Source organism: Pseudomonas sp. Van50 (assembly GCF_055390755.1).
This window is the reverse complement of sequence record NZ_AP024343.1, coordinates 4,785,681-4,809,504: the sequence shown is the minus strand read 5'-3', so window position 1 is coordinate 4,809,504 and position 23,824 is coordinate 4,785,681. Positions and strand designations below refer to the sequence as shown.

Below are 23,824 nucleotides of genomic sequence, written 5' to 3'. Positions count from 1 at the left end.
CATGCCCAGGAACTGGTTGAACCAGCCCGCCAGGGTGGCCGTTTCGTCCTTGCCTTGCACCGAGAGTTTGCGGGTGAGGTCACCTTCACCTTCGGCGATTTCCTGCAGGCCATTGGCAACGCCGCGAATCGGCCGCACGATGACGCTGGCGAAACTGGCGCCCACCACGGCGAAGACCACGGCCAGCGCGGCAGCAATGGCGGCGATCAGCCAAGTCAGGCTCGAAGCCTCGGCCATCACTTCATCGCGTTTGATCAGGCCGATGAAGCGCCAGCCCAGCCCTTTGGAACTGACCACGTTGGCCATGTAGGGCACGCCGTCGATCTCGATCTGGGTCACGCCATCGCTGCTTTTGGCCAGCTCGGCATAGTTGGGGCCAAGGTCGGCCAGCGGCTTGAAGTTGTGCTTGGCATCGGCGGCGTCCACCAGGACGTTGCCGTTGGCTTCCACCAGCATCAGGTAGCCGCTGTCGCCCAGCTTGATGTTCTTGACCAGTTCGGTGAGCTGCTTGAGCGACACGTCCAGGCCGACCACGCCCACGACGTTGCCGCTGGCGTCGGCGACCGTGTGTACGGTGCCGATCAGCGACACATCGTCCGGCGCCCAGTAATAGGCGTCCGTGCGCACGGTCGTACCCGGTGCGGCGATGGCAGCCTTGTACCAGGGGCGCACGCGCGGGTCATAGTTGGTCATCTTCGGATCGTCAGGCCAGCTGGCGTAGCCACCGTCGCTCAGGCCCACGGACAGATAGGCGGTGGTCGGATGGCTCTTGGCGAATCGGTCGAATATTTCCAGGAGCTGTTGGTTGATCTCGGGGAGCGGTGTTTGTGCGGCATCGGCCAGGGAGTAGTTTTTCAACCCCTTGGCAGCGATGATCCGTGGATCCTTGGCGATGTATTCGACGTTCTGGCTGATGCCATCGAAGAACTGCTTCATGCCGTTGTCGATCTGGCGGATTTCACGGCCGCTGCTGTCCAGGAAGTTGGCCTTTGCGGCGTCGCGCAGGTTCATTACGACAAGCACCGCTACCAGGATAACCGGGAGGCAGGCGATGGCCGCGAACGCCCATGTCAGCTTCTGTTTGATATTCATGACTTCTCCCGCGGAATATTTTAAGTGTTGGAACGGCGGAAACAGCAGTGTTTGGCCTTGCGAGTCTCTGGAAGGGAAAAGCGCCTATGCCTACTGCCACTGTATCGACCAAAGTCGTAGGCACTTGAGGCTTGCCATTTTGGCGCGGGACGATCAGTAGAGGGCGTAGGCGCGATTGCAGGCGGCTTGACTAGTCTGGAAGATAGCGTGGTTTGCCCCGCGCCTTCGCTCTGCGGCTCGGGCACCCACGTGCAGCCAATCCTCATTGTCTTTAATGTATTAACGAGGCCCTATGCCAAGCGCATTCGAGAGCGTACTCAAAAACAAGAACATGGCTTATCGACCGCTCGGAGCGGCGTCCGCCAGCGAGGCGCCGATCCGCGTCGCGTTTGTATTGATGGACAACTTCTCGATGATGTCCTTCACCGGTGCGGTGGACGCGCTGGTGACCGCCAACCTGATGAGCGACATGCCCCTCTACGAGGTGCTGACGGTGGGGGTTTCAGGTGGGCAGGTGACGAGCGACCTGGGCATTGTCATCTCGACGGACGTCGAACTGGCGCAGATGCCGGAAAACCAGGACGTGCTGATTGTCGCCGGGGGCTTTCGCGTGAAGTTGCAAGGTCATCCCTTGCTGCGCCGCAAGCTGCGCGCCAATGCGGCGTCCGGGGCGATCCTGGGCGGGTTGTGGAACGGTGTCTTCTTCGTTGCCGATGCCAATCTGTTGGATGGTTTCGAATGCGCTGTCCACCCGGAAAGTCGCGCCATGATGGTGGAGGTGTTCCCCCATGTGAAGGTGTCCAGCCGGGCCTATGTAGTGGATCGGGAGCGGGTCAGTTGCGCGGGCGCCAACAGTTCGCTGCGCATGATGCTCCAATTGATTCGCCAGACGGGCGGAGCGGCGCTGGTGGGGGCCATCGAGGAAATTCTGCGTTGTGATGAGTCGGGCGACGATGCGACGGACTTGCCACCGGTTTTCGTCGAGACCGACCCGACGCTGCCGGAAAGCCTCAAGTTGGCGTTGGAACTGATGTGGCAGAACGTAGAGGAGCCCTTGACCATCGATGAGCTGGCGGCGTGCGTGAAGATTTCCAAGCGCCAGTTGGAGCGACGGTTCTGCAGTTTTCTCGGCGCGACCCCAACGCGCTATTACCTGGAGCTGCGCCTGACGCGTGCGCGCCAACTCATCCAGCAAACCAATCGGTCCGTGACCGAAATCGCCGTGGCGACAGGCTTTGTCAGTTCCCCGCACTTCCAGCGTCGTTTCCGGGATTTCTTTGGTGTGCCGCCTGGCAGTTACCGTTCGAAATCGGAGCGCAAGCAAGCCTTGCGCTGAAGACGCTGCCGGAGCGGAAAGTGAGTTTTTGGGGCGGGAGGGCTACGCTGCTCAGCGGGAGCAAGCTCCCGCATCACGGACACAAATCAGCTGTTATCGTCGGTTTGTGTTTCGGTGGGCAGGTCTTCGGTTTGCGGAGCGGCTTGTGATGCGGTCAAAGTCGTCTCCTTGCACAGCACCTTGCCTACTTCGTCGGCTATCGAGCCGTCGATGATTCGCCCTTGCATCTGGTCGAACTGGGCTTTTTCCAGCACTGCGAGGCTGTTGTACATCCCCATGTGCCGTACATTGCGGCTGGCGCAGTCGAGTTCGAGTTTTGTGTAGTTGGTGAAGTAAGCCCCCGATCTCTGTACGGTGGCCTGGATGGCTGAGCCGCTGTCGATAAACGACACGATGGAGTACACGGCATCCGAATCATCGTAAAGGTATTTGATGTTCTGAACTTCCGCGACCGCACTGCACGCAATCGAGATTAAAGCGAGGGATATGACGGTTTTCATGCTTTCTTCCGTGAATAAGCAAGTCAGGAATAACAATGGCAAAGTGAAATCATTTTGCCGAGACTCATGCATTGGGTCAATTGACTTCGGGCAGTCGCGATGACCGCCGGTCAGAAACGAAAACCTTTCGGGAACTTTATAGATCCCTCAGGCTCGTGGCAACAGACAAAGCGCATTTCAGCTGGGCATTGGGACTTGTCCGAGACGCACCGCAGCTCCATTAGATCAAAGCCTGAATTCGTCCAATCGCCTGACTTTTTTTAGAAGTTTTTCGTCTGAGCTGCGTCGGTAATCACGGTTTCAGAACTTTCGAGCTTTTTTCTGTCCCGAAAGGGAAATCGAGCATCAACGCAAAAAGAATCGCCCCGGCGGAGATCAGGAAAAGCAATCCGTGGTGTCCGCCACTGGCATTGAACAGGGCCGAGTAGGCAAATCCGGCCAGCGCCTGGAAGGTGGCGAACGAAACAGTGGCCCGGCTCCAGGCCAGTTGTTGGCGATGAGGGTCAGGGACCAGTTCGTGCACTCGGGCCAGGGCCAAGGGCACGATGCCCGGCGGAAACGAACCGATGATCACGGCGAGCAACGCCAGTGCCATGAAGGTGTGTGAAACCGCCAGCAAGCCGAGAGCAATCGCTTGCACGGCCAGGACCAGTCGAATGCTCTTGCGCGCGCCAAGGTGATCGGCGAGAAAACCATAGCTCACCGGTCCGATAATCGCCCCGAGGCCATACATTACCCAGACCATTGCCCCGACATGTGCCCCGGCCCCGAGGCCGCGCGCCACGTAGTCGACCAAAAAGACCATCGCAGGCACGAGCCCCGCGGCCATGAACGCATACTGGGCGAACAATTGGAAAACCGCAGGAGGCATGGGCTCGTCGGGCGCAGCGCTGGCTGTTATCTGCACCGTGTCCCGGGGCCAGCCAAACCAGCTCAACCCGGTCAATGCCAGCGACAGGGCGCCAAGCCCCAGCCAGGTGGCCGGCAAGCCCAGGCTCAACAGCGGCGGCACAATCGTGCCTGAGCCGGCGATGCCAAGGCCGATGCCAAGGAAAATCGCGCCACTGGCCAAGCCTTTGCGTGCCGCCGGTACATGGGGCAATACAGTCGCCGCCACCAGCACCATGATCGCGCCGCCGGCGATCCCCGACAGTAGCCGCCAGGCGAAATACCAGATCACCGACACCGGGAAGGCACAGGCGAAAAATGCGCCGGTCACGACGAGCATCATCAGCCGCAACGCGTTCCGGTTGGTCAGTCGGTGGGCCATGGGACGGCCGAGCAGAGCGCCGATCAGGTAACCGACCAGGTTCGCCGCCCCCAGGTAGACCACGTCGTTGGCAGAAAACCAATGGGCCTCGATCAATGCCGGGATCAGTGGCGTATAGGCGAAACGCGCCAGGCCGATGCTGACGAGGCTGGCACAGAGGCCGGCGAAAATGGGCAGCCAGATGTTTGTAGGAGGTGATTCGAGCGCAGCGGATGAGGAGGGCATGACAGCGATCCTGTGAAAGGTTTATAGCGTCCAGCATATCGGCTATCTTCGCTGCGTTTGTGCAGCGATTTAGCGTCAGAGTGATGCATATATGCATCGTAGGAGGGCGAATGAATTGGGATGATGCACGGGTGTTTCTGGCCGTCTGCCGAGCGTCGACCTTGCGCGGTGCCGCGCGGGTGTTGGGGGTGGATCAGGCGACTGTGGGGCGGCGCGTTACGGCGTTGGAGAAGTCCTTGGATGCCGCGTTGTTCCTGCGTACCTCAGACGGTTACGCACTGACGGCCGTCGGCGAGGCGGCGCTCAAGGCGGTGGAGAAGATGGAGCATTCGGCGCTGGAGCTGGAGCGCCGGATACAGGGCCTGGATGATCGCCTGATCGGCAATGTCCGGGTCGCCACCACCGACTCATTGGCCATCGACTTCTTGATTCCGGCCATTGCCAGCCTGCATGGGCGCCATCCCGATGTGCGCGTGCAACTGGATGCGTCCACGCAGATCCTCAGCCTGGTCAAGCGCGAAGCGGACATCGCCGTGCGCAACACCCGGCCCGACAACCCTGACCTGATCGCTCGGCGAATCGCCCGTTGGCCGGTAGGATTGTTTGCGGCCCAAGCCTATGTCGATGCCCGTGGCGTACCGTTGCCCGGCAGCGAGTTCGAGGGACATGACTTGGTGGTTTATCAGCCGTACTGGCAGGGCAGCAAGGATTTCACCCTGGTCTCGGAGCCGATCAATCGCGGACGGATCGTGGCCAGTCTGAGTTCGAGCCTGTTGGTGCGTCGGTCGATTGCCGCGGGCATCGGTGTCGGGGAGATTCCGCTGTACATGGGGGCGCGTGACGGGTTGCTGAGGATCTGGCCGGAGCGCACGCGTGCACTGCCTTACGAGGTCTGGTTGGTCACCCACGCGGACCTGCGCCATACGGCACGGGTGCGGGCGGTGATCGATGAGATTGTCGAGGTGTTTGCGCTGCAGAATGAGTGAGGCGTCGGGGGATGTGGAGGCTCCATTGCGAAACACCCTGTAGACCCTGTGGGAGCGAGCTTGCTCGCGATGGCGCCAGGTCAGCCGATACTCATGTAGCTGACACTCCGTCATCGCGAGCAAGCTCGCTCCCACAATGGATGCTTCATAGCCTCTGTGACAATTTCTCCCACAGGGCCTAAAGGGTGTTTCATGGCATCTGTGGCAGTTCCTGCGCCCGCAGATCGAACACGAGCACCTCGGCATCCTGGCCGTGACTCAAGGTCAGGACCTGCTCCTCGCGCACCCGCACACCATCACCTTCCTGTAACTGCACGCCGTTGAGCTCGACAGCGCCTCGGGCCACGTGCACGTAGGCATAGCGATCCGCGGCCAGGGTCAAGGTAGCGCTTTGCTCACCATCGAACAGCCCGGCGTAGACCCGTGCATCCTGGCGCACCTGGAGCGAGCCGTCGGTGCCGTCCGGGGAGATGATCAATTGCAGGCGACCGCGTTTCTGCTCGCTGCTGAAATGCTCCTGTTGATAGCGTGGCGTCGCGCCACTGACGTTGGGCACGATCCAGATCTGCAGGAAGTGCACCGGCTCGTCCGCACTGTGGTTGAACTCGCTGTGGGCCACGCCGCTGCCGGCGCTCATCAACTGCACGTCACCGGGGCGAATGACCGAGCCCGTGCCCAGGGTGTCCTTGTGTTCCAGTGCCCCTTCAAGCACGTAGGAAAAGATCTCCATGTCCCGGTGGGGATGCTGGCCGAAACCCTTGGCCGCGGCGACCCGGTCGTCGTTGATGACCAGCAGATCGGAGAAGCCCTGTTCGTTGAGGTTGCGGTAGCTGGCGAACGAGAAGGTGTGGAACGAGGTCAGCCAGCCGTGGCGGGCAATGCCGCGGTCCGAAGCTTTGCGAAGGGTCAGCATGATGATTCTCCTGATGTCTATGGGCGGCGGCTGGGGCCGTTCGCCGGGTTCAGAAGAAGGTTAATGGTTATCCTGAAGTTCAATAAGCAGGTGGAAAACGAAAGACTGTCTACTTGGAGTGGACAATCGAGAATGCCTACCGGCGGATGCCTGGCTTCGCCATAATGCTGACGATAAACCCTGTGGGAGCGAGCTTGCTCGCGATAGCGGTGTGTCAGTGACATCGACTCCAACTGATCTGACGCTATCGCGAGCAAGCTCGCTCCCACCGGGGGGCATTTATGGTTTCTGGATTTTTTTGGCGTCTTTTTAATGAAAACCGTTGCAATGGTGCTGTTCCCGGATTTTTTGCTGCTCGACATGGCCGGGCCTCTGGAAGTGTTTTCCATCGCCAATCGTTACCTCGAAGGGGACCTGCGTTATCAACTGCTGACCCTGGGTACCGAGCGCGGGCCGTTGCGAGCGTCCAACGGCGTGGCGGTGCAGGCCGATATCCATATCGACCAGGCATGGGCAGCCTATGACGTGTTGCTGGTGCCGGGTGGGCCGGGGGCCTATAACGACCGGCATCCGGGGCTGCACACCTGGCTGCGGGCCGCGGCGCAACGGGCTACGCGCTACGGCTCCATCTGCACCGGTGCCTTCGTGCTCGGTGAGGCGGGCTTGCTCGACGGTTATCGCGTCACGACCCACTGGCATTACACCGAACGCCTGGTACAACGTTTCCCCAAGGCCCTGGTGGAGACCGACAAGATCTTCCTGCAGGACCGCCGCCTGATCACCTCGGGCGGTGTCACCGCCGGGATCGACCTGGCCCTGTCCATCGTGGCCCAGGACCACGGCCGCAAAGTCGCGTTGGACGTGGCCAAGGTGTTGCTGGTGGTGATGAAGCGCCAGGGCGGCCAGGCACAGTTCAGCCCCTCGGTGGCGGCGGTGTCGACGCAGGAGTCGGCCATTACCCGGGTGCAGAATCATGTGATGGAGCATCTGGAAGAACCCTTCACCATTGAGCGCATGGCCGCCTTGGCTTCCATGAGCGCGCGGCATTTCGCCCGGGTCTTTGCCCGTGAAGTGAAGATGACGCCCATGGAGTTCCTGCAGGGTGCGCGCATCGACCGGGCGCGTCAGCTGCTGGAAACCACTGACCTGCCGCTCAAGACCGTGGCGTTTCGCAGCGGCTTCGGCAGTGTGCGGCACATGCGCTTTTTGTTCGGTGAAAAGCTCGGCCTGACCCCGGTGCAATATCGTCAGCAGTTCAGTTGAGGCGTCGGTGTCCGTCCAGGGCACCGTGATGTCCGTGACGCTCCCAGTGCCAGCATTGTCCTGAGGCCTGCGCCTGCCAAGATAACGGCGAACCCTTTGGAAAGGATGCGCAGGAGCCCGGGGCAGACGTGTTCGGTCATCCGCACGCTGACGCCCGCCCCGGTTATCCGGCGCTGGATCGCCCATGAACAGTTTCGTCAAACCCGATAGCGAGCCGGCGGTGGGCTTCGGTCCGTTCGCCTTCTACCGGCAGCAACGGCTGGTCACCCGTGACGGCCAGCCCCTCGCGCTGGGTGGCCGGGCCCTGGATGTTCTGCAGGTACTGGTGGAGCACGCCGGCCACTACGTCAGCAAGCAAACCCTCATCGCCCACGTCTGGCCTGACAGCGTCGTGGAAGCCATCAACCTGCGGGTGCACATCGCGGCGCTGCGGCGAGCCTTCGGCGATGGGCGGGATGGCGCTCGCTATATCCTCAACCATCCGCGACAAGGCTATTGCCTGGCGATGCCCCTGGTGGTGCAAGAAGGCGTTGAGTCGCCTTTGAGTCCCAGGACCGAGCGACACAACCTGCCCACGCGCTTGAGCCCGGTAATCGGTCGCGACAGAGTCCTGGGACGGCTGCTGGCGCAGGTGCCCCGTCAAACCCTGACCACCGTGAGCGGCCCGGGTGGGGGCGGCAAGACCACCGTGGTGTTGCGGGTGGCGGAGCTGCTGCTTGAGCACTTTGACGACGGGGCCTGGTTCGTTGACCTGGCGGAGGTCAGTGACTCTTCACAGGTGATGGCGCGGGTGGCCGGCACGCTGGGCCTGGCGCCCGGTTCTTTGGGCAGGGGCCTTGAGTCCTGTCGCATGTTGCTGGTGCTCGACGGTTGCGAGCACGTGCTCGATGCCTGTCGGGAATTGGCCCAGGCATTGGCTACGGCAGCGCCCGGGGTGTCGCTGTTGTGCAGCAGTCGCGAGCCCCTGGCCCTGCCGGGCGAAAAAATCGTGCCGCTGCCGGGCCTGGCTGTGGCATCGCCCCTGGAACCCGAGCACCAGATCGTGGCGTGCCCGGCGGTGCAGTTGCTGATCGAGCGAGTGGGCGCCCGGCAACAGGGTTTCCAGCCCGTTGGCCGCGACGGGGTGATCCTGGCCCAGATCTGCCAGCGCCTGGACGGCTTGCCGCTGGCGCTGGAACTGGCGGCGGCCCAGGTCGATGCCTTGGGGCTGGCGGGGGTCCTCGAACAATTGGATTACGGCTTGTCAGTCTTGAGCCACGGGCGACGTACGGCGGTGGCCCGGCATCGAAGCCTGGAGGCCGTGCTGGATTCGAGTGTCGAGCGTTTGAGTGCTGACGAACAAACCGTGTTCCAGCGCCTGGCGGTGTTCGAGGGGCCGTTTACGCTCAGGGCGGCGCTGGCAGTGATCAGTTGCGCTGAACTGAGTGTCGGGCAATTGCCCTCGTTGCTATTGCGGCTGGCGAGCGTGTCATTGCTGATGGTCGAGCCGCTGGCCGACGGAGTACGTTTTCGACTGCTGCACACCACTCGCGCCTACGCCCTGGACAAATTGCGGCGCAGTGGTCAGTGGCCCGTGTTTCATCGGCGTTATGTGCTGCAAGGCGCTTGGGGCGCGGGCCATTCAAGGCCCCAACCGGCGAGTCAATCCCTGGAGCAGCGCGCCGGCTTCCAATAGGTCGGGGGTGTTGAACCCCTCGCTGAAGCGTCGGTAAACCGGCTCGAGCAGTTCCTGCGCGGCTTGGACTTGCCCGCGGCGCTGCCACAAGCGGGCCAGGGACGTGGCGCTGCGCAGTTCCCAGGCCAGGGCATGATGCTGACGGGCGACGGCCAGGGCGGCCAGCAGTTGCGTTTCGGCGGGGCCTTCCAAGGAGGGCTCGTTCCGAGCCAGCCAGGTTTCGGCGCCGGCTCGCAGGAGCTCCGCCGAACACCAGCCCGCGGCGCCGCTGCGGGCCCGTTCCAGTTGCGCCGGGCTGACAACGCCAGGGCGCAGGGTGACGGCGATGTCCTGAATCAGCCCGTTTGTCGGGCTCGTCTCCAGGGGCTGGTCATTGAATACGCTGTCGTAATGACAGGCCCAGTCATGGAACAGCATCACCGAATGCTTCTTGGCCTGCTGTTTCAACAGCTCGAGCCTTTCCCGGGCAGTTTGATGATCGCCGGTGTAGTGGGCGATCACGCAACCGCTCAGCGCCAAGGTGTAGCAGATCGAAATGCCGTGGTTGATCTGCAAGGCGATCTGCAGCGCCAGGTTGGCGGTACGCCGGGCTTTCTCGGCAAAACCTTGCAGCCAGAGGATGCGCGCCAGAATCGTCAGCGCGGCCACGCTCTGGTCGTATTGCACGCCGAAGCCGTGGCTGAAGCGGCTGAGGTGGCCGCTCTGGGCCAGGCGCTGGATCACCTGTTCGGCTTCACGTCGCGCCGCGCCCTGGTCGCCGGTGAAATGCAGCGCCAGCACCCGCAGGCGTTGGGTGCTCAAGGACAGAATCGGGTCGCCCTGCAAACCGAGCCGGTCGAAATCCAGGCTGTGGGCCAGGGCCTGTTGGTAGTTGCCGCAGCTGAGGTCCACGGTCATTTGCCCGGACACGGCCCGCAGCTCGCTGGCCAGGTCCTGGCATTGCCGGGCCAGTTGCCGGGCGGTGGCGAAGGCTCGGACCGTGGCTGGCGTGCCGCCCTCGGTGTGGTAGTTGAAACTGGCGTGGGCCAGCTCCAGGGCCAGGGTCAAGCGTGGGCATGGCGTGGGGCTGGCCCGCAACAATTGCAGCGCCTTGTTGACGTAGAGGCCGTGCTCCTTGAGCAGCGACAGCTCCTGCCAGAGGGGCAGGGTGCGGGCGGTCAGGCGGATCGCCACGGCATGTGAACCCTGCGGGCCCAAGCCGCGGTCGAGCGCCGCGCGGATGTCGTCGCGATAGTCGGCGTAACGGGCGATCCACAGTCGGGTGGGGGTGTTCTCCCAATCGTTTTCCGCTTGCCCCATGAGCGCCAGGCAGCGTTCGGCGTGGCGTTCCTGGCTGGCCGCCAGTTCCCCGGCTTCGGTCAGTTTTTCCAAGGCATAACGGCGGGTGGTGTCCAGCAGGCGATAACGCACCTCTTCATCGCCGATCTCGACGTTGAGCAACGATTTGGCGACCAACTGGCTGACCGACACCAGCACCTGGTCGGGTGCGACATGTTGGCCGACGATCACCGCCGCGGCCGAGGCCAGGTTGAAACTGCCCATGAACACCGCCAGTCGCCGCAGGCAGGTCTGCTCGCAGGTCGTGAGCAGCGCGAAGCTCCAGTCCAGCGTGGCGCGCAGGGTCTGCTGGCGCGGGGCGGCGTCGGTGTCGTTGTGGAGCAGGGCGACATTGTCTTGCAGTTGCCGGTGCAGCGCTTCGAGGCTGAAGCGGCCGATCTGTCCGGCGGCCAGCTCGATGGCCAGGGGAATCCCGTCCAGCCGCTGGCAGATGTCGACCACCAACGGCACCTCGCGGTCGGTCAGTTCGAAGTCGTCACGGCTGGCCATCGCACGCTCGGCAAACAGTTGCAGCGCCGGGTATTCCAGGGCGGGATAACCCTCGATGGGCATTTCCCGGGGCGGGCATGCCAGGGCATCCAGGCGCTGCACGTATTCGCCTTCGGCGCGCAGGCCTTCGCGGCTGGTGGCCAGGATGTGCAGGTGAGGGGCGCCGCGCAGCAAGGTTTCGCTGAGCTGGGCGATGGCGTCGATCAGGTGCTCGCAGTTGTCGATCACCAGCAGCAGATGCCGCTCCTTGAGCGGTCGGGCGACGGTGTCCAGCGGATCACCGTCCTGCAGCGGCAGGTCGAGCAATGCGCACAGGTTGGGGACGATCATGGCCGCATCGTTGAGCGATGCCAGGTCCAGCAGATGGGTGCCGTCACGGTAGTGGCCGATCAGCCGTTCAGCGACCCGCAGGGCGACGGTGGTCTTGCCGATGCCGCCGGTGCCGACCAGGGTAATGAAACGCTTTCGGGGCAACTGGGTCACCAGGTTCTCCACCAGGGCCTGGCGTCCGATCAGGCGTGTGCGCTGTAGCGGCAGATTGCGCGCCAGGGACGGATGAGGAATGCGCGCCAATGGGTCGAGGGATCCGAATGACACCGGCGCGACAAAGCTGTAGCCGCGCTGCGCCACGGTGACGATGTAGCGCTGCCCGGCCTGGCCGTCCCCGAGGGCCTTGCGCAGTGCCGCGACGTGTACGCGCAGGTTGGTGTCTTCCACCACGCTCCTGGGCCAGACCCGGGCGATCAGTTGCTGCTTGCTCACCACTTCGCCTGCGTGTTCGAGCAATACCAGCAGAATCTCCACGGCCCGCCGTCCCAGGCGCAACGGTTGCTCGCCTTCCAGCACCAGGCGCTGGCGCGGATGGACCCGGTAAGGGCCGAAATGCACCGTCTGTTCGACGGGCAGGCTGAGGTAATGGCTCATGGTGCTCTCGATGTCCTGGGCCCGATGCCTGGGCTTTACCCGAGCATATTCCTCAGGTTTGGCTTCAAGCGCAACGGCGCGGGCTTCCCTGCCAGGCACAGATCCCTGTGGCGAGGGGATTTATCCCCGTTGGGCTGCGAAGCGGCCCCCACAACCCAAACTCCAGTCAGCCTGACACACCGATATGTCGCTTTTGGGGCTGCTGCGCAGCCCAGCGGGGATAAATCCCCTCGCCACAAAAGCAGTCTTAATCCGGGTTTTTAACACTTCAGTCCCGAAAAAATTAACAACGTTTAACTCACGCCCATGCCCCCTCTGACCAGACCATAAAGCGATCCACCCACCTCAAGGAGTCATGTCATGAGCACCTTCATCACCCGCGACGGCACCGAGATCTACTACAAGGATTGGGGCAGTGGTCAACCGGTGGTCTTCAGCCACGGCTGGCCGTTGAACTCGGACAGTTGGGAGGCGCAGATGATGTTCCTGGCGTCCAACGGCTATCGGGTGATCGCCCATGACCGCCGTGGACACGGGCGTTCCAGCCAGCCCTGGGACGGCAACGACATGGACACCTACGCCGATGACCTGGCCGAGCTGATCGAACGCTTGGACTTGAAGGATGCGGTGCTGCTCGGCTTCTCCACCGGCGGTGGCGAAGTGGCGCGCTACATCGGTCGCCATGGCGCCGCCCGGGTCGCCAAGCTCGGCCTGATCTCGGCGGTGACGCCGCTTATGCTCAGGACCACGGCCAATCCTGGCGGCTTGCCCATCGAAGTCTTCGACGGTTTCCGCCAGGCCTCCCTGGCCGACCGTTCTCAGCTATACAAAGATGTGGCCAGCGCGTTTTTCGGTGCCAACCGTCCGGGCGCCAAAGTCTCCCAAGGCATGATCGACTGGTTCTGGATGCAGGGCATGCTCGCCGGCCACAAGAACGCCTACGACTGCATCAAGGCGTTCTCGGAGACCGATCTTTCCGAAGACCTGCGCAACATCGACGTGCCGACCCTGGTGGTCCATGGCGATGACGACCAGGTGGTCCCCATCGAAACCGCCGGCATCGCCGCCGCCAAATTGCTGAAGAACTCGCAGTTGCTGGTGTACCCGGGCGCGCCCCATGGCCTGACCGATACCCACAAGGACCGGCTGAACGCGGACCTGCTGGCGTTCATCCGGGGCTGATCAAGCCACAAACCTGTAGGCGCGAGCTTGCTCCGGGCGGCGTTCCGACGATGGCGGCGCAACAGTCAACATCGCCGCCGACTGACACCCCGCTATCGCGAGCAAGCTCGCTCCCACAGGATCGGCATCCAACAGGGCCCAAACCGATGAACCGCAACGATTTACGCCGTCTCGACATGAACCTGCTGGTGATCTTCGAGGCGCTGATGTTCGAGAAAAACCTGACCCGCGTCGCCGAAAAGCTGTTCATGGGCCAGCCGGCGGTGAGCGCGGCGCTGGGGCGGCTGCGGGATCTGTTCGACGACCCGTTGCTGATCCGTCACGGTCGTGGCATGGAACCGACCCCACGAGCCTTGGCGATCCTGCGAGAGTTGCAACCGGCCATGGACACCATCTCCGGCGCGGTCAGCCGGGCCAAGGCGTTCGACCCATCCACCAGTTGCGATGTGTTTCGCATCGGGCTGTCCGACGATGCCGAATTCGGCCTGTTTCCGCCATTGCTGAGCCAACTGCGCGAAGAGGCGCCGGGGATCATCGTGGTGGTGCGCCGGGCCAATTTCCTGCTGATGTCGTCGCTGCTGGCCAGCGGTGAAATCAGCGTCGGCGTGAGCTACACCACCGATCTGCCGGCCAATGCCAAACGCAAGAAACTGCGGGACATTCCTTGCAAGGTCTTGCGTGGCGACAAGCGCCCGGGGCCGCTGACCCTGGACGAGTACTGCTCGCGGCCCCACGCCATGGTTTCGTTCTCGGGCGACTTGAGCGGCAATATCGACCTGGACCTGGCCCGCATTGGCCGGACCCGCAAAGTGGTGCTGGCGGTGCCGCAATTCAGCGGGCTGCGGGCCTTGCTGGCCGGTACCGAGCTGATCGCCACCGTGCCCGACTATGCCGCCTGCGCGCTGGTGGAAGGCTGCGCGCTGCGTGCCGAGGACCCGCCGTTCGAGATCAATGCGGCCGAACTGTCGATGGTCTGGAGCGGCGTGCATGACAACGACCCGGCCGAGCGCTGGCTGCGCTCGCGCATTGCCAGCCACATGTCCCAACCCTTGCCGGCCGCGGCCTCGGCCGCGGCCTCGGCCGCCCCGGACGGAGCCCACCGATGAGCATGACCGATGAACGCCCGTGGCAGGACCTGGGTTTGCTGTTCCTGCGCCTGAGCGGCGGGTTGTTCCTGCTGTGGGTCCATGGGCTGCCGAAGCTGTTGCACTACAGCGTCGAGCTGACCCGCATCGAAGACCCCTTTCACCTGGGGGCGGCGCCAACCCTGATCCTGGCGATTTTCGCCGAGGTGCTGTGTCCGCTGCTGATCATGGCCGGTGTGCTGGTACGCCTGGCGTGCCTGCCGATCTTGTTTCTGCTGGCGGTGGCGCTGCTGGTGGTGCATCCGCAATGGAGCCTGGAAGAAGGGCAGTTCGGTTGGTTGCTGTTGATCATATTTACCAGCGTATTGATCGCCGGGCCCGGGCGCCTGGCGATGAACACGCGTTTTGTTGGAGTGCTTCGCCATGTCTGAATCTCAAACCATCGACTCTCCTGGGAGCCCGGCCAAACCCGGCCTCGATGAAATCGTGACCCTGGTGGTCAAGCACCGGATCAAGGCCGGCCAGGATGATGCCTATGAAGCCTGGTTGCGGCGCATCGTCAGCGTGGCTGGCCAGTGGCCGGGGCATCTGGGGGTGGATGTGGTGCGGGGCAAGCAGGGCGGTTTGTCGCTGTTCACCTGTGTGCTGCGGTTCTGCTCCACCGAGGCCATGCAACGCTGGCTGGATTCGCCCGAGCGCCGCGAACTGGTGGAAGAGGCCGCGCCGCTGCTGGCCGATGGCGACCAGACCGAGGTCGCCTCCCACAAGGAATTCTGGTTCGCCCCGCTGGCCGATGCCGCCACACCGCCGCCGCGCTGGAAGCAATCGGTGGTGACGCTGTTGGTCATCCTGCCGCACACCTTGCTGGTGCCGTTGCTCTGGGGCCCGCTGTTGCAGCTCAACGCGTTTCTGTCCAACTACGTGGTCGCCACGTTCCTGATCACCCTGACCATCGTGCTCTCGGTGGTCTACGTGTGCATGCCTTTGGCGACACGCCTGTTCGCGCCTTGGCTGGAACCCAAGACCCATGAGCATCTGGAGCCCGGCCATGGCCAATAAGGACGATCCGACCGACCCGCTGCGCCGCCAACTGCTGGCCGCCGGGTCCCTGCTCAGCGCGGCGGCGGCTTTTTGGCCTCGTCTGTCCCTTGCCTCTACTCATCCAGAAGGAAATCCGATGAACGCCGATCTGATTCTATTCAACGGTCAATTCCATACCGTCGACCGCGAGAAGCCTCGGGCCAGCGCAGTCGCCATCAGCCAGGGCCGCTTCGTCGCGGTAGGCACCGATGCCGAGGCCATGGCCCTGCGGGGTAGCGGCACCCAGGTCATCGACCTCAAGGGTCGTACCGTTATCCCCGGCCTCAACGACTCGCACCTGCACCTGATCCGTGGCGGTCTGAACTACAACCTGGAACTGCGCTGGGAAGGCGTGCCGTCCCTGGCCGATGCCTTGCGCATGCTCAAGGACCAGGCCGACCGCACGCCGACGCCGCAGTGGGTGCGCGTGGTCGGCGGCTGGAACGAATTCCAGTTCGCCGAAAAGCGCATGCCGACCCTGGAAGAACTCAACCAGGCGGCCCCCGATACGCCGGTATTCGTGTTGCACCTGTATGACCGCGCCTTGCTCAACCGCGCCGCACTGCGGGTCGCCGGTTACACCCGTGACACGCCGAACCCGCCGGGTGGCGAGATCGTGCGTGACAGCAAGGGCGAGCCCACTGGCATGCTGGTGGCGCGGCCCAACGCGATGATCCTTTACTCGACGCTGGCGAAAGGGCCGAAGCTGCCGCTGGAATACCAGGTCAACTCCACTCGCCAGTTCATGCGGGAACTCAATCGCCTGGGCCTGACCAGCGCCATCGATGCCGGCGGCGGTTTCCAGAACTACCCGGACGACTACGCGGTGATCGAGCAGTTGGCCCGCGAGCAGCAGTTGACGGTGCGCATCGCCTACAACCTGTTCACCCAGAAGCCCAAGGAAGAACTCAGCGACTTCAAGAACTGGACCGGCAGCGTCAAGCTGCACCAGGGCGACGATTTCCTGCGGCACAACGGCGCCGGGGAAATGCTGGTGTTCTCGGCGGCGGATTTCGAGGACTTCCTGGAGCCGCGTCCAGACCTGCCGCCCGGCATGGAGCAGGACCTGGAACCGGTGGTTCGGCACCTGGTGGAGCAACGCTGGCCATTCCGCCTGCATGCCACTTATGACGAATCCATCAGCCGCATGCTCGACGTGTTCGAGAAGGTCAACCGCGATATTCCGTTCAACGGCCTGCCGTGGTTCTTCGACCACGCCGAGACCATCACGCCGAAGAACATCGAACGTGTACGGGCGCTGGGTGGCGGCATTGCGATCCAGGACCGCATGGCCTTCCAGGGCGAATACTTCGTCGACCGCTACGGTGCCAAGGCCGCCGAAGCCACGCCGCCGATCAAGCGCATGTTGGCCGAAGGCGTACCGGTGGGCGCCGGCACCGATGCCACCCGCGTCTCCAGCTACAACCCCTGGACCTCGTTGTACTGGATGGTCAGCGGCCGCACGGTCGGTGGTCTTTCGTTGCACGAAGAAGGCCTGCCGCGCCTGACCGCGTTGGAACTGTTTACCCATGGCAGCGCCTGGTTCTCGTCGGAGCAGGGCAAGAAGGGCCAGATCAAGGTCGGCCAACTGGCGGACCTGGCGGCCCTCAGCGCGGACTTCTTCAGCGTCGAGGAAGAAGCCATCAAGTGGATCGAGTCGGTACTGACCGTTGTGGACGGCAAGGTGGTGTACGCCGCTGGTGATTTCGAAAAACTCGGCCCGGCCAGTGTCCCGGTTTTGCCCGACTGGTCGCCGGTGGTCAAGGTCCCGGGCCACTGGCGCCCGACTTCACCGTTGCAGGCCCAGGTCCACCAGTGCAGCGGCCCGTGCACGGTGCATGCCCACAGCCATGAACGGGCACGACTGTCGAACGTTCCGGTCAGTGATTTCCAAGGTTTCTGGGGCGCGTTTGGCTGTTCCTGCTTTGCCTTTTAACTAACACACAACCCCCTCTGTGGGAGCGAGCTTGCTCGCGATAGCGGTTGAACATTCAGCACTGCCGTCGCCTGACACTCCGCCATCGTCGGAACGCCGCCCGGAGCAAGCTCGCTCCCACAGGTTTTACTATCCATCCCAAAGGAGTCATCCCATGAGCAACGTTCCCGCCTACAACCGTCTGAACAAAGACGACGCGGTCGTCCTGCTGGTCGATCACCAGACCGGCCTGATTTCCCTGGTCCAGGACTTCTCGCCCAACGAGTTCAAGAACAACGTGCTGGCCTTGGCCGACCTGGCGAAGTTCTTCGAACTGCCAACCATCCTGACCACCAGCTTCGAACAAGGCCCCAACGGCCCGATCGTGCCGGAGCTCAAGGAAATGTTCCCGGACGCGCCATACATCCCGCGTCCAGGCCAGATCAATGCCTGGGACAACGAAGATTTCGTCAAGGCGATCAAGGCCACCGGCCGCAAGCAATTGATCATCGCGGGCGTGGTCACCGATGTCTGCGTAGCGTTCCCGACCCTGTCGGCGCTGGCCGAAGGTTTCGACGTGTTCGTCGTGACCGATGCCTCGGGCACCTTCAACGAAACCGTGCAGCAGGCCGCCTGGGTCCGCATGACCGCCGCCGGCGCGCAGATGATGAACTGGTTCTCGGTGGCCTGTGAGCTGCACCGCGACTGGCGCAACGACATCGAAGGCCTGGGCAACCTGCTGTCCCAGCGGATTCCGAACTACCGCAACCTGATGAACAGCTACTCGGCGCTGACGGCCAAGTAAGCAATTCATGCTCAATGACGCCCGCCTTGTGCGGGCGTTTTTGTGCCCGGCATCAGGTTCTTGCAAGCTGATCCGCCGCTATCGCGAGCAAGCTCGCGATAGCGTCAGCCCACTCAACACCTTTCCAACCTGCCTTGCTCCACCCACAATGCCCAACTCATCCCCCTGACTGTCCACCCCAGGAATGACAATGAACCCCTTCGAAGAAATGCGCATCTTTGCCCAGGTCATGGAGTCAGGCAGTTTCACCGCCGCGGCGGACAAGCTGGGGCTGTCCAAGCAGTTCGTCAGCCGCAAGCTCATGGCATTGGAACAGCGCCTGGGCGTACGTTTGCTCAATCGTTCGACCCGCCGGCTGGACGTCACCCCGTTGGGCCAGCGCTATTACGAAGCGTCGCTGCGTCTGCTCAATGACGTGGAACAGGTGGAGCAGGGGATCAGCGGCCAGACCAGTGAGCCCCGTGGCACGATTCGGCTCAGCGCACCGCTGTCCTTCGCCATGGCGCATCTGGGCAGCCTGTTGCCGCAGTTCCTGCAGCGTTATCCGGGCGTCAGCGTCGAAGTGGACCTGAGCGACCGTTCGGTGGACCTGCTGGGGGAGGGCTATGACCTGGCGCTGCGCATCGGCGTGCTGGAGGACTCGACGCTGATTGCCCGGCGCATCGCGACCATCGAGCGGGTGTACTGCGCCAGTCCGGCTTACCTGGCGCAAAAAGGCACACCCATGCGACCGGAAGACCTGCGCCATCATGACTGCCTGCCCTATGGGCACAGCCGCCAGGTGCAGTGGCGTTTCGCGGGGGCCGGCAAACCGTTGACCCTGGAGGTCACGGGGCGCATGCGCGCCAACAACGGCGATGTGCTCAGGGACGCGGCCATCGCCGCCATGGGGGTCACCTACTTGCCTACCTTCATCCTCGGCGATGCCTTGAAGGATGGTCGGTTGATCAAGGTGTTGGAGGGGTTCGAAACCGAGCCCCTGGCGCTGTCAGCGGTCTACCCGCAACATCGCCAAGGCTCACGCCCGGTACAGGCGTTGGTGGAGTTCTTGCGTGAACACATGCAATAACGCCTAGGGCGTGCAGCCGTCGGGCGACGGCTGACGCATCCGCGGCGTACGATCAGGCGGCGAGGCTGGCGCTGCTCAGTTCTTTTTTGTACTGCGCTTTCATGGTCTCCATTTCCGCACCCAAGGCGTCCAGTTTTGCCTTGCCCAGCAGTTTTTTCGCGTGGGGAACATTTCTTTTTCTTCCTCCTCGATGTGGTGCTCAAGCAGCTCCTTGACCACTTTTGCCCGGCCGGAAAATTCCGCTGTGGACGGGTCGGTCGCCTTCAGGTCAGGCAGCACCAGCGAGTCGACGGTGCGGTGCTCTTCCTTGGCTTCGTAGTACATCTGTGCCTCCTCCTTGCCACCTGCCTGCTTGAAAGCCGGATAAAGGATTTCTTCTTCCAGGCGGGTATGGATGGAAATTTCCATTTCCAGTTTCGCCAACAGGTCGGTACGTTTTTTCACGGCGCGTTCGGTCGACTCGCTCAGTTGAGTCAGGATGGCTTTGACGCGCTCATGGTCGGCTTTCAACAGATCGATGGCATTCATGGGTAGCTCCTCGGCAATTCACGGATGCGGGCAGGCTTCAAGCGCCGACGCCGCGTATGAGATGAATTGCATCAGCCGTGCCAGCCGAAGCATCTTAAAAAAGCCTTTAAAAACAATTAGTTGTATTAAGGTGGCTTTCTATGTTCGTGCAAGCTGCAAGAGGGCGGGAGAAATGGTCTTGCACTTTGACTGGCAGGCGCGTTGAGTTTCTGTGGGAGCGGGCTTGCTCGCGAAAGCGGTGGGTCAGCTTGCATCGATGTTGAAGGTGCCGCTGTCATCGCGACCAAGCTGGCCGAGTCGGCGTTATCGATCCTCACGTGTGTGCCACAGGCGCAGCAGGTACAGGGTGGAACCTACTATTTCGTAGCGCATCTCGTAGTGGCCGACCTGAATTCTGCGCACATCCCGAGGTTCGAACTCTTCCAGGCGTTCACCCATGCGCGGGTTGACCAGCAATGAGGTCGGTGCAGTCGTGAGCTGTTGTACTGTTCGTGCGGCAGCGGGTTGGTTCGCCGATGCCAGAAACTCATAGAGTCGGGCTATGTCGGACAGTGCCTTGCTGGTCCACTTCAACTCCATCAGCGCGGGACCGGTAACGGAGTGTCGGTATTGAGACTATCGGCCCAAGCCTGGACCGCCTGGTGATCAATCACACGGCCAGTGTCAACATCGGCCAGGGCCTCGAGGGTCAGACGACTGCGCTCCTCTTCCTGATCTATCCAAGCAGATAGAGCCTGTTTGACGATCCAGTTCCTGGAGCGCTCAAGGCGTTCAGCCATCAGGTCGACTTTTTCGGCCAGTTGCACTGGGACGTGGGCGGTGACAGAGCGAGTTTTCGTGGTGGTTGCCATGATGGATGACCCCTTTCAATTGGCGGGAATAGCCAGCCTTCTCAAACAACCGCTTCCAGGCCGATGATTAGCGATTTATTTTGTATCGTTGTACAGCAATCTGATTCAAGGTTAATCATATTGAATAAGGTGGCAGCGTCAAGGACCTGAATCAGTCCGCGCTTCTTGTCTTATCTCGTATCACTCTTCGCGAACGAGAGCCAAAAAAAATGCCCGTATCTTGCGATACGGGCACTTTCGATGGCTACAACGCTTGGGCGATCAGCCCACCAAGCCCGCCTGCTGAACCAAAGTCAGCAACGGCTGCGGGTACACGCCCAGGAAGAACGCCAACACGGCGATGGCCAGCAGCATCACGCCGCCTGCCTTCTGTTCCCAGTGCAGCTCGGCATCGTGACGACGCAGGTTCGGTTCCATCAGGTACAGGGTGACCATCACGCGCAGGTAGTAGAACACGCCGATGGCACTGCCCAACACCAGGGAGCCGACCAGCCACCATTGGTGAGCCTCGACGCCGGTGGCGATGATGTAGAACTTGCCGATGAAGCCGGCGGTCAGCGGGATGCCGGCCAGGGACAGCATCATCACGGTCAGCACGGCGGTCAGGTACGGACGGCGCCAGAACAGGCCGCGGTATTCGTACAGGGCGTCGGCGTCGCGGCCGTTGTACGGCGAGGACATCAGGGTGATCACGCCGAAGGCGCCGAGGCTGGTAATGACGTAGGTGACCAGGTACACGCCGATGGCTTCCACGGCCAGGCCCTTGCTGGCGATCAGGGCGATCAGCAGGTAGCCGAAGTGGGCGATGGACGAGTAACCCAGCAGACGCTTGAGGTTGCTCTGGGTCAGTGCCAGCAGGTTACCGAACAGGATCGACGCGATGGCGATGATGGTCAGCACGTTGCTCAGTACACCGCTGCTGGCTACGGGCGAGATCTGGAACAGCCGCACCATGACCGCGAACACCGCCACTTTCGACGCGGTGGCCAGGAACGCCGCCACCGGCGCCGGGGCGCCTTCGTAGACGTCCGGGGTCCAGAGGTGGAACGGCACCAGCGACAGCTTGAACGCCAGGCCGATCAGCATCATGCCCAGGCCCAGTTGCGCGATCGGGCTAGGCAGGCCGGTGGCCGCCAGGGCCTGGCCGATGCCGACGAAGCTCAGGGTGCCGGCTTCGGCGTAGAGCAGGGCCATGCCGAACAACAGGAACGCGGAACCGGCCGCCGACAGCACCATGTACTTGATGCCGGCTTCCAGGGAGCGCTTGTTGAAGAAGGCGTAGGCCACCAGGCCGTAGACCGGTACCGACAGCAGTTCCAGGCCGATGAACAGGCTGGCCAGGTGCTGCGAGCTGACCAGCACCAGGCCACCGGCGGCGGCCATCAGGATCAGCAGGTACAGTTCTTCGCGGTTGCCCGGGTAACCCGAACCGCCATCGCCGAGGTAGGCGTGGGCGAGGGTGACGCAGGCCAGGGTGGCGACCAGGATCAACGCCATGTAGAGGCAGGCGAAGCTGTCGATCTGCATCAGTGGCGTGACCGCCAGTGGTGCGACTTTCAGGGCCGGCAAAATCGACAGCAGGGCCAGGTTCAGCCCCGCCACCGACAGCAGGAAGGTCTGCGAGTGATTGCGCCGCCAGGCGATCGCCAGCATCACCACGATGATCGTGGCGCTGGTGATCAACAGCGGCGCAAGCGCGATAAAGTGTTGAATCGTGAATTCCATAGCGCTCTTACCGGGCCGAAGCGAGTTGAGAGAAGGCGGTGCCGAGCCACTGCTGCACGCCATGCATCGTGGCGGCAGAGGTGTCGAGGAACGGTTGCGGGTACACGCCGAGGTAAACCAGCAGCACCGCAAGGCCGAGCACCATGATCAGTTCGCGACCGTCCATGCCACGCAATACTTCATCCGACTTGGCCGGACCGAAGTAGGCGCGGTGGATCATGATCAGCGAGTAGACCGAACCGAACACCAGGCCGGAGGTGGCAATCGCCGTGATCCAAGGCGCACTGACGAACGAGCCGATCAGGATCAGGAACTCGCCGACGAAGTTGCCCGTGCCCGGCAGGCCCAGGGACGCGGCCGCGAAGAACAGGCTGATGGCCGGCAGGTAGGCGATGCGCGACCAGATGCCGCCCATTTCACGCATGTCCCGGGTGTGCAGGCGTTCGTACAGCTGACCGCTGAGGATAAACAGCGCCGCCGCCGACAGGCCGTGGGCGAGCATCTGGATCACCGCGCCTTGCAGGGCCAGCTGGCTGCCGGAGTAGATCCCGATCAGCACGAAGCCCATGTGCGAGACGCTGGAGAACGCGATCAGGCGCTTGATATCGGTCTGGGCGAACGCCAGGAACGCACCGTAGAAAATCCCGATCAGGCCCAGGGTCATGGCAATCGGCGCGAACTCCGCCGAGGCATTGGGGAACAGCGGCAAGGCAAAGCGCAGCAGGCCGTAGGCCGCGGTCTTCAGCAAGATACCCGCCAGGTCCACGGAACCGGCGGTCGGCGCCTGGGCGTGGGCGTCCGGCAGCCAGGAGTGGAACGGCACCACCGGCAGCTTCACCGCGAACGCGATGAAGAAGCCCAGCATCAGCACGTACTCGGTGGTGCGCGACATCTGCACTTTCAACAGGTCGGCGTAGTTGAAGGTAATCACGCCGGTGTTGTTGAAGTTGACCAGCACCAGGCCAAGGATCGCCACCAACATGATCAGGCCGGAAGCCTGGGTGAAGATGAAGAACTTGGTCGCCGCGTAGATCCGGGTTTTCTTGCCGTCCGAAGAACTGTGACCCCAGAGCGCGATGAGGAAGTACATCGGCACCAGCATCATTTCCCAGAAGAAGAAGAACATGAACAGGTCCAGCGCCAGGAACACGCCGACGACACCGCCCAGGATCCACATCAGGTTCAGGTGGAAGAAACCGACGTGACGCTGGATCTCTTTCCAGGAGCAGAGGACCGAGAGAATACCCAGCAGGCCGGTCAGCAGGATCATCAGCAACGACAGGCCGTCGAGGGCCAGGTGCACGCTGATGCCGAAGCGCGCGATCCAGGCGTGCTTGAACTCAAGTGCCCAGGTCGGATCGGCGCCAGGGGCCGGAGCGAATGAATAGTCGCCGGTCGCCCACAGCCAGAGGCCGAGCGCGAGTTCCAGGGACATGGTCAGCAGCGCAATCCAGCGCGGGAGCGTGGAGCTGGAGCGCTCCGCGATCCAGCACAGCAGGCCGCCGATGAAGGGGATCAGGATTAGCCAGGGCAGAATCATGACGGGCTCGTTTCCTTTCGCAAGTTCGCAAGG

General features: G+C 62.6%; 19 protein-coding genes and 2 pseudogenes. 11 read left to right on the top strand and 10 right to left on the bottom strand.

Features of this window, described 5'->3' with window-relative positions:
* Positions 1 to 9: 9 nt before the first annotated feature.
* Positions 10 to 1,011, bottom strand: a pseudogene (locus tag ACZ5M5_RS20305) (HAMP domain-containing protein); the annotation flags it as partial.
* Positions 1,012 to 1,384: 373 nt separating this feature from the next.
* Between ACZ5M5_RS20305 and ACZ5M5_RS20300 the strand changes: the two are divergent.
* A complete protein-coding gene (locus ACZ5M5_RS20300) occupies positions 1,385 to 2,428 on the top strand; it encodes a GlxA family transcriptional regulator (protein ID WP_060741526.1) in 1,044 nt (347 codons plus the stop codon).
* 86 nt (positions 2,429 to 2,514) lie between these two features.
* Here the strand turns inward: ACZ5M5_RS20300 and ACZ5M5_RS20295 are convergent, their stop codons facing one another.
* Both ACZ5M5_RS20295 and ACZ5M5_RS20290 read right to left on the bottom strand, forming a co-directional pair.
* Positions 2,515 to 2,928, bottom strand: coding sequence for a hypothetical protein (locus ACZ5M5_RS20295; protein ID WP_060741527.1), 414 nt, complete (start codon positions 2,926 to 2,928; stop codon positions 2,515 to 2,517).
* Between the two features lie 292 nt (positions 2,929 to 3,220).
* Entirely contained in the window at positions 3,221 to 4,423 is a 1,203-nt protein-coding gene (locus ACZ5M5_RS20290) for a YbfB/YjiJ family MFS transporter (RefSeq protein WP_060741528.1), read from the bottom strand.
* A gap of 110 nt (positions 4,424 to 4,533) precedes the next feature.
* Between ACZ5M5_RS20290 and ACZ5M5_RS20285 the strand changes: the two genes are divergently transcribed.
* Complete coding sequence (locus ACZ5M5_RS20285) at positions 4,534 to 5,409, top strand: LysR family transcriptional regulator (protein ID WP_060741529.1); 876 nt, start codon at positions 4,534 to 4,536, stop codon at positions 5,407 to 5,409.
* Positions 5,410 to 5,599: 190 nt separating this feature from the next.
* Here the strand turns inward: ACZ5M5_RS20285 and ACZ5M5_RS20280 are convergent, their stop codons facing one another.
* Entirely contained in the window at positions 5,600 to 6,322 is a 723-nt protein-coding gene (locus tag ACZ5M5_RS20280; RefSeq protein ID WP_060741530.1) for a pirin family protein, read from the bottom strand.
* A 312-nt stretch (positions 6,323 to 6,634) separates the two neighbouring features.
* Between ACZ5M5_RS20280 and ACZ5M5_RS20275 the strand changes: the two genes are divergently transcribed.
* Both ACZ5M5_RS20275 and ACZ5M5_RS20270 read left to right on the top strand, forming a co-directional pair.
* The gene (locus tag ACZ5M5_RS20275; RefSeq protein WP_060741531.1) at positions 6,635 to 7,585 is read left to right on the top strand and encodes a GlxA family transcriptional regulator; all 951 of its coding nucleotides are present in this window, start codon (positions 6,635 to 6,637) and stop codon (positions 7,583 to 7,585) included.
* 184 nt (positions 7,586 to 7,769) lie between these two features.
* Complete coding sequence (locus ACZ5M5_RS20270) at positions 7,770 to 9,260, top strand: ATP-binding protein (protein WP_464737887.1); 1,491 nt, start codon at positions 7,770 to 7,772, stop codon at positions 9,258 to 9,260.
* Here ACZ5M5_RS20270 and ACZ5M5_RS20265 read toward each other — a convergent pair.
* The gene (locus ACZ5M5_RS20265; protein ID WP_464737886.1) at positions 9,207 to 12,011 is read right to left on the bottom strand and encodes an ATP-binding protein; all 2,805 of its coding nucleotides are present in this window, start codon (positions 12,009 to 12,011) and stop codon (positions 9,207 to 9,209) included. The genes ACZ5M5_RS20270 and ACZ5M5_RS20265 overlap by 54 nt on opposite strands.
* A gap of 360 nt (positions 12,012 to 12,371) precedes the next feature.
* On the opposite strand from ACZ5M5_RS20265, the gene ACZ5M5_RS20260 reads away from it, so the two are divergent.
* The 7 genes from ACZ5M5_RS20260 to ACZ5M5_RS20230 all read left to right on the top strand — a co-directional run bounded on the left by ACZ5M5_RS20260 (position 12,372) and on the right by ACZ5M5_RS20230 (position 19,147).
* Complete coding sequence (locus ACZ5M5_RS20260; RefSeq protein WP_060741534.1) at positions 12,372 to 13,193, top strand: alpha/beta fold hydrolase; 822 nt, start codon at positions 12,372 to 12,374, stop codon at positions 13,191 to 13,193.
* 146 nt (positions 13,194 to 13,339) lie between these two features.
* The gene (locus ACZ5M5_RS20255) at positions 13,340 to 14,299 is read left to right on the top strand and encodes a LysR family transcriptional regulator (protein WP_464737885.1); all 960 of its coding nucleotides are present in this window, start codon (positions 13,340 to 13,342) and stop codon (positions 14,297 to 14,299) included.
* Complete coding sequence (locus ACZ5M5_RS20250; protein ID WP_060741536.1) at positions 14,296 to 14,709, top strand: DoxX family protein; 414 nt, start codon at positions 14,296 to 14,298, stop codon at positions 14,707 to 14,709. The genes ACZ5M5_RS20255 and ACZ5M5_RS20250 overlap by 4 nt, the downstream gene beginning before the upstream one ends.
* The gene (locus ACZ5M5_RS20245) at positions 14,702 to 15,337 is read left to right on the top strand and encodes an antibiotic biosynthesis monooxygenase (protein ID WP_060741537.1); all 636 of its coding nucleotides are present in this window, start codon (positions 14,702 to 14,704) and stop codon (positions 15,335 to 15,337) included. Before ACZ5M5_RS20250 ends, ACZ5M5_RS20245 begins: the two co-directional genes overlap by 8 nt.
* A 118-nt stretch (positions 15,338 to 15,455) precedes the next feature.
* A complete protein-coding gene (locus ACZ5M5_RS20240) occupies positions 15,456 to 17,294 on the top strand; it encodes an amidohydrolase (RefSeq protein ID WP_024617381.1) in 1,839 nt (612 codons plus the stop codon).
* A gap of 154 nt (positions 17,295 to 17,448) precedes the next feature.
* Positions 17,449 to 18,078 carry an isochorismate family cysteine hydrolase YcaC gene (gene ycaC, locus ACZ5M5_RS20235; RefSeq protein WP_014337664.1) on the top strand — a complete coding sequence of 210 codons (630 nt, stop codon included), beginning with the start codon at positions 17,449 to 17,451 and terminating at the stop codon, positions 18,076 to 18,078.
* Positions 18,079 to 18,268: 190 nt separating this feature from the next.
* Positions 18,269 to 19,147 (top strand): LysR family transcriptional regulator, encoded by an 879-nt coding sequence (locus tag ACZ5M5_RS20230; RefSeq protein WP_060741538.1) that lies wholly within the window; start codon positions 18,269 to 18,271, stop codon positions 19,145 to 19,147.
* Positions 19,148 to 19,199: 52 nt separating this feature from the next.
* Here the strand turns inward: ACZ5M5_RS20230 and ACZ5M5_RS20225 are convergent.
* From ACZ5M5_RS20225 to nuoM, 5 genes and pseudogenes are all read right to left on the bottom strand, one after another.
* Positions 19,200 to 19,675: pseudogene (locus ACZ5M5_RS20225) on the bottom strand (hemerythrin domain-containing protein).
* A 303-nt stretch (positions 19,676 to 19,978) separates the two neighbouring features.
* Positions 19,979 to 20,254 (bottom strand): type II toxin-antitoxin system RelE/ParE family toxin, encoded by a 276-nt coding sequence (locus ACZ5M5_RS20220; protein WP_060741540.1) that lies wholly within the window; start codon positions 20,252 to 20,254, stop codon positions 19,979 to 19,981.
* Positions 20,254 to 20,526 carry a CopG family ribbon-helix-helix protein gene (locus tag ACZ5M5_RS20215; protein WP_464737884.1) on the bottom strand — a complete coding sequence of 91 codons (273 nt, stop codon included), beginning with the start codon at positions 20,524 to 20,526 and terminating at the stop codon, positions 20,254 to 20,256. Before ACZ5M5_RS20215 ends, ACZ5M5_RS20220 begins: the two co-directional genes overlap by 1 nt.
* A gap of 261 nt (positions 20,527 to 20,787) precedes the next feature.
* On the bottom strand, positions 20,788 to 22,251 hold the full coding sequence (nuoN, locus tag ACZ5M5_RS20210; RefSeq protein ID WP_060741542.1) for an NADH-quinone oxidoreductase subunit NuoN: 1,464 nt from the start codon (positions 22,249 to 22,251) through the stop codon (positions 20,788 to 20,790).
* A 7-nt stretch (positions 22,252 to 22,258) separates the two neighbouring features.
* Positions 22,259 to 23,791, bottom strand: coding sequence for an NADH-quinone oxidoreductase subunit M (gene nuoM / locus ACZ5M5_RS20205; RefSeq protein ID WP_060741543.1), 1,533 nt, complete (start codon positions 23,789 to 23,791; stop codon positions 22,259 to 22,261).
* Between the last annotated feature and the right edge of the window lie 33 nt (positions 23,792 to 23,824).

Bases quoted from the DNA above. Each gene is read 5' to 3' on its own strand.
- ACZ5M5_RS20250 (WP_060741536.1), top strand. From the start codon at position 14,296: ATGAGCATGACCGATGAACGCCCGTGGCAGGACCTGGGTTTGCTGTTC.
- ACZ5M5_RS20240 (WP_024617381.1), top strand. From the start codon at position 15,456: ATGAACGCCGATCTGATTCTATTCAACGGTCAATTCCATACCGTCGAC.
- ACZ5M5_RS20290 (WP_060741528.1), bottom strand. From the start codon at position 4,423: ATGCCCTCCTCATCCGCTGCGCTCGAATCACCTCCTACAAACATCTGG.
- ACZ5M5_RS20230 (WP_060741538.1), top strand. From the start codon at position 18,269: ATGAACCCCTTCGAAGAAATGCGCATCTTTGCCCAGGTCATGGAGTCA.
- ACZ5M5_RS20255 (WP_464737885.1), top strand. From the start codon at position 13,340: ATGAACCGCAACGATTTACGCCGTCTCGACATGAACCTGCTGGTGATC.
- ycaC (WP_014337664.1), top strand. From the start codon at position 17,449: ATGAGCAACGTTCCCGCCTACAACCGTCTGAACAAAGACGACGCGGTC.
- ACZ5M5_RS20245 (WP_060741537.1), top strand. From the start codon at position 14,702: ATGTCTGAATCTCAAACCATCGACTCTCCTGGGAGCCCGGCCAAACCC.
- nuoM (WP_060741543.1), bottom strand. From the start codon at position 23,791: ATGATTCTGCCCTGGCTAATCCTGATCCCCTTCATCGGCGGCCTGCTG.
- ACZ5M5_RS20220 (WP_060741540.1), bottom strand. From the start codon at position 20,254: ATGGAGTTGAAGTGGACCAGCAAGGCACTGTCCGACATAGCCCGACTC.
- ACZ5M5_RS20260 (WP_060741534.1), top strand. From the start codon at position 12,372: ATGAGCACCTTCATCACCCGCGACGGCACCGAGATCTACTACAAGGAT.
- ACZ5M5_RS20215 (WP_464737884.1), bottom strand. From the start codon at position 20,526: ATGGCAACCACCACGAAAACTCGCTCTGTCACCGCCCACGTCCCAGTG.
- ACZ5M5_RS20300 (WP_060741526.1), top strand. From the start codon at position 1,385: ATGCCAAGCGCATTCGAGAGCGTACTCAAAAACAAGAACATGGCTTAT.
- nuoN (WP_060741542.1), bottom strand. From the start codon at position 22,251: ATGGAATTCACGATTCAACACTTTATCGCGCTTGCGCCGCTGTTGATC.
- ACZ5M5_RS20285 (WP_060741529.1), top strand. From the start codon at position 4,534: ATGAATTGGGATGATGCACGGGTGTTTCTGGCCGTCTGCCGAGCGTCG.
- ACZ5M5_RS20280 (WP_060741530.1), bottom strand. From the start codon at position 6,322: ATGCTGACCCTTCGCAAAGCTTCGGACCGCGGCATTGCCCGCCACGGC.
- ACZ5M5_RS20270 (WP_464737887.1), top strand. From the start codon at position 7,770: ATGAACAGTTTCGTCAAACCCGATAGCGAGCCGGCGGTGGGCTTCGGT.
- ACZ5M5_RS20265 (WP_464737886.1), bottom strand. From the start codon at position 12,011: ATGAGCCATTACCTCAGCCTGCCCGTCGAACAGACGGTGCATTTCGGC.
- ACZ5M5_RS20275 (WP_060741531.1), top strand. From the start codon at position 6,635: ATGAAAACCGTTGCAATGGTGCTGTTCCCGGATTTTTTGCTGCTCGAC.
- ACZ5M5_RS20295 (WP_060741527.1), bottom strand. From the start codon at position 2,928: ATGAAAACCGTCATATCCCTCGCTTTAATCTCGATTGCGTGCAGTGCG.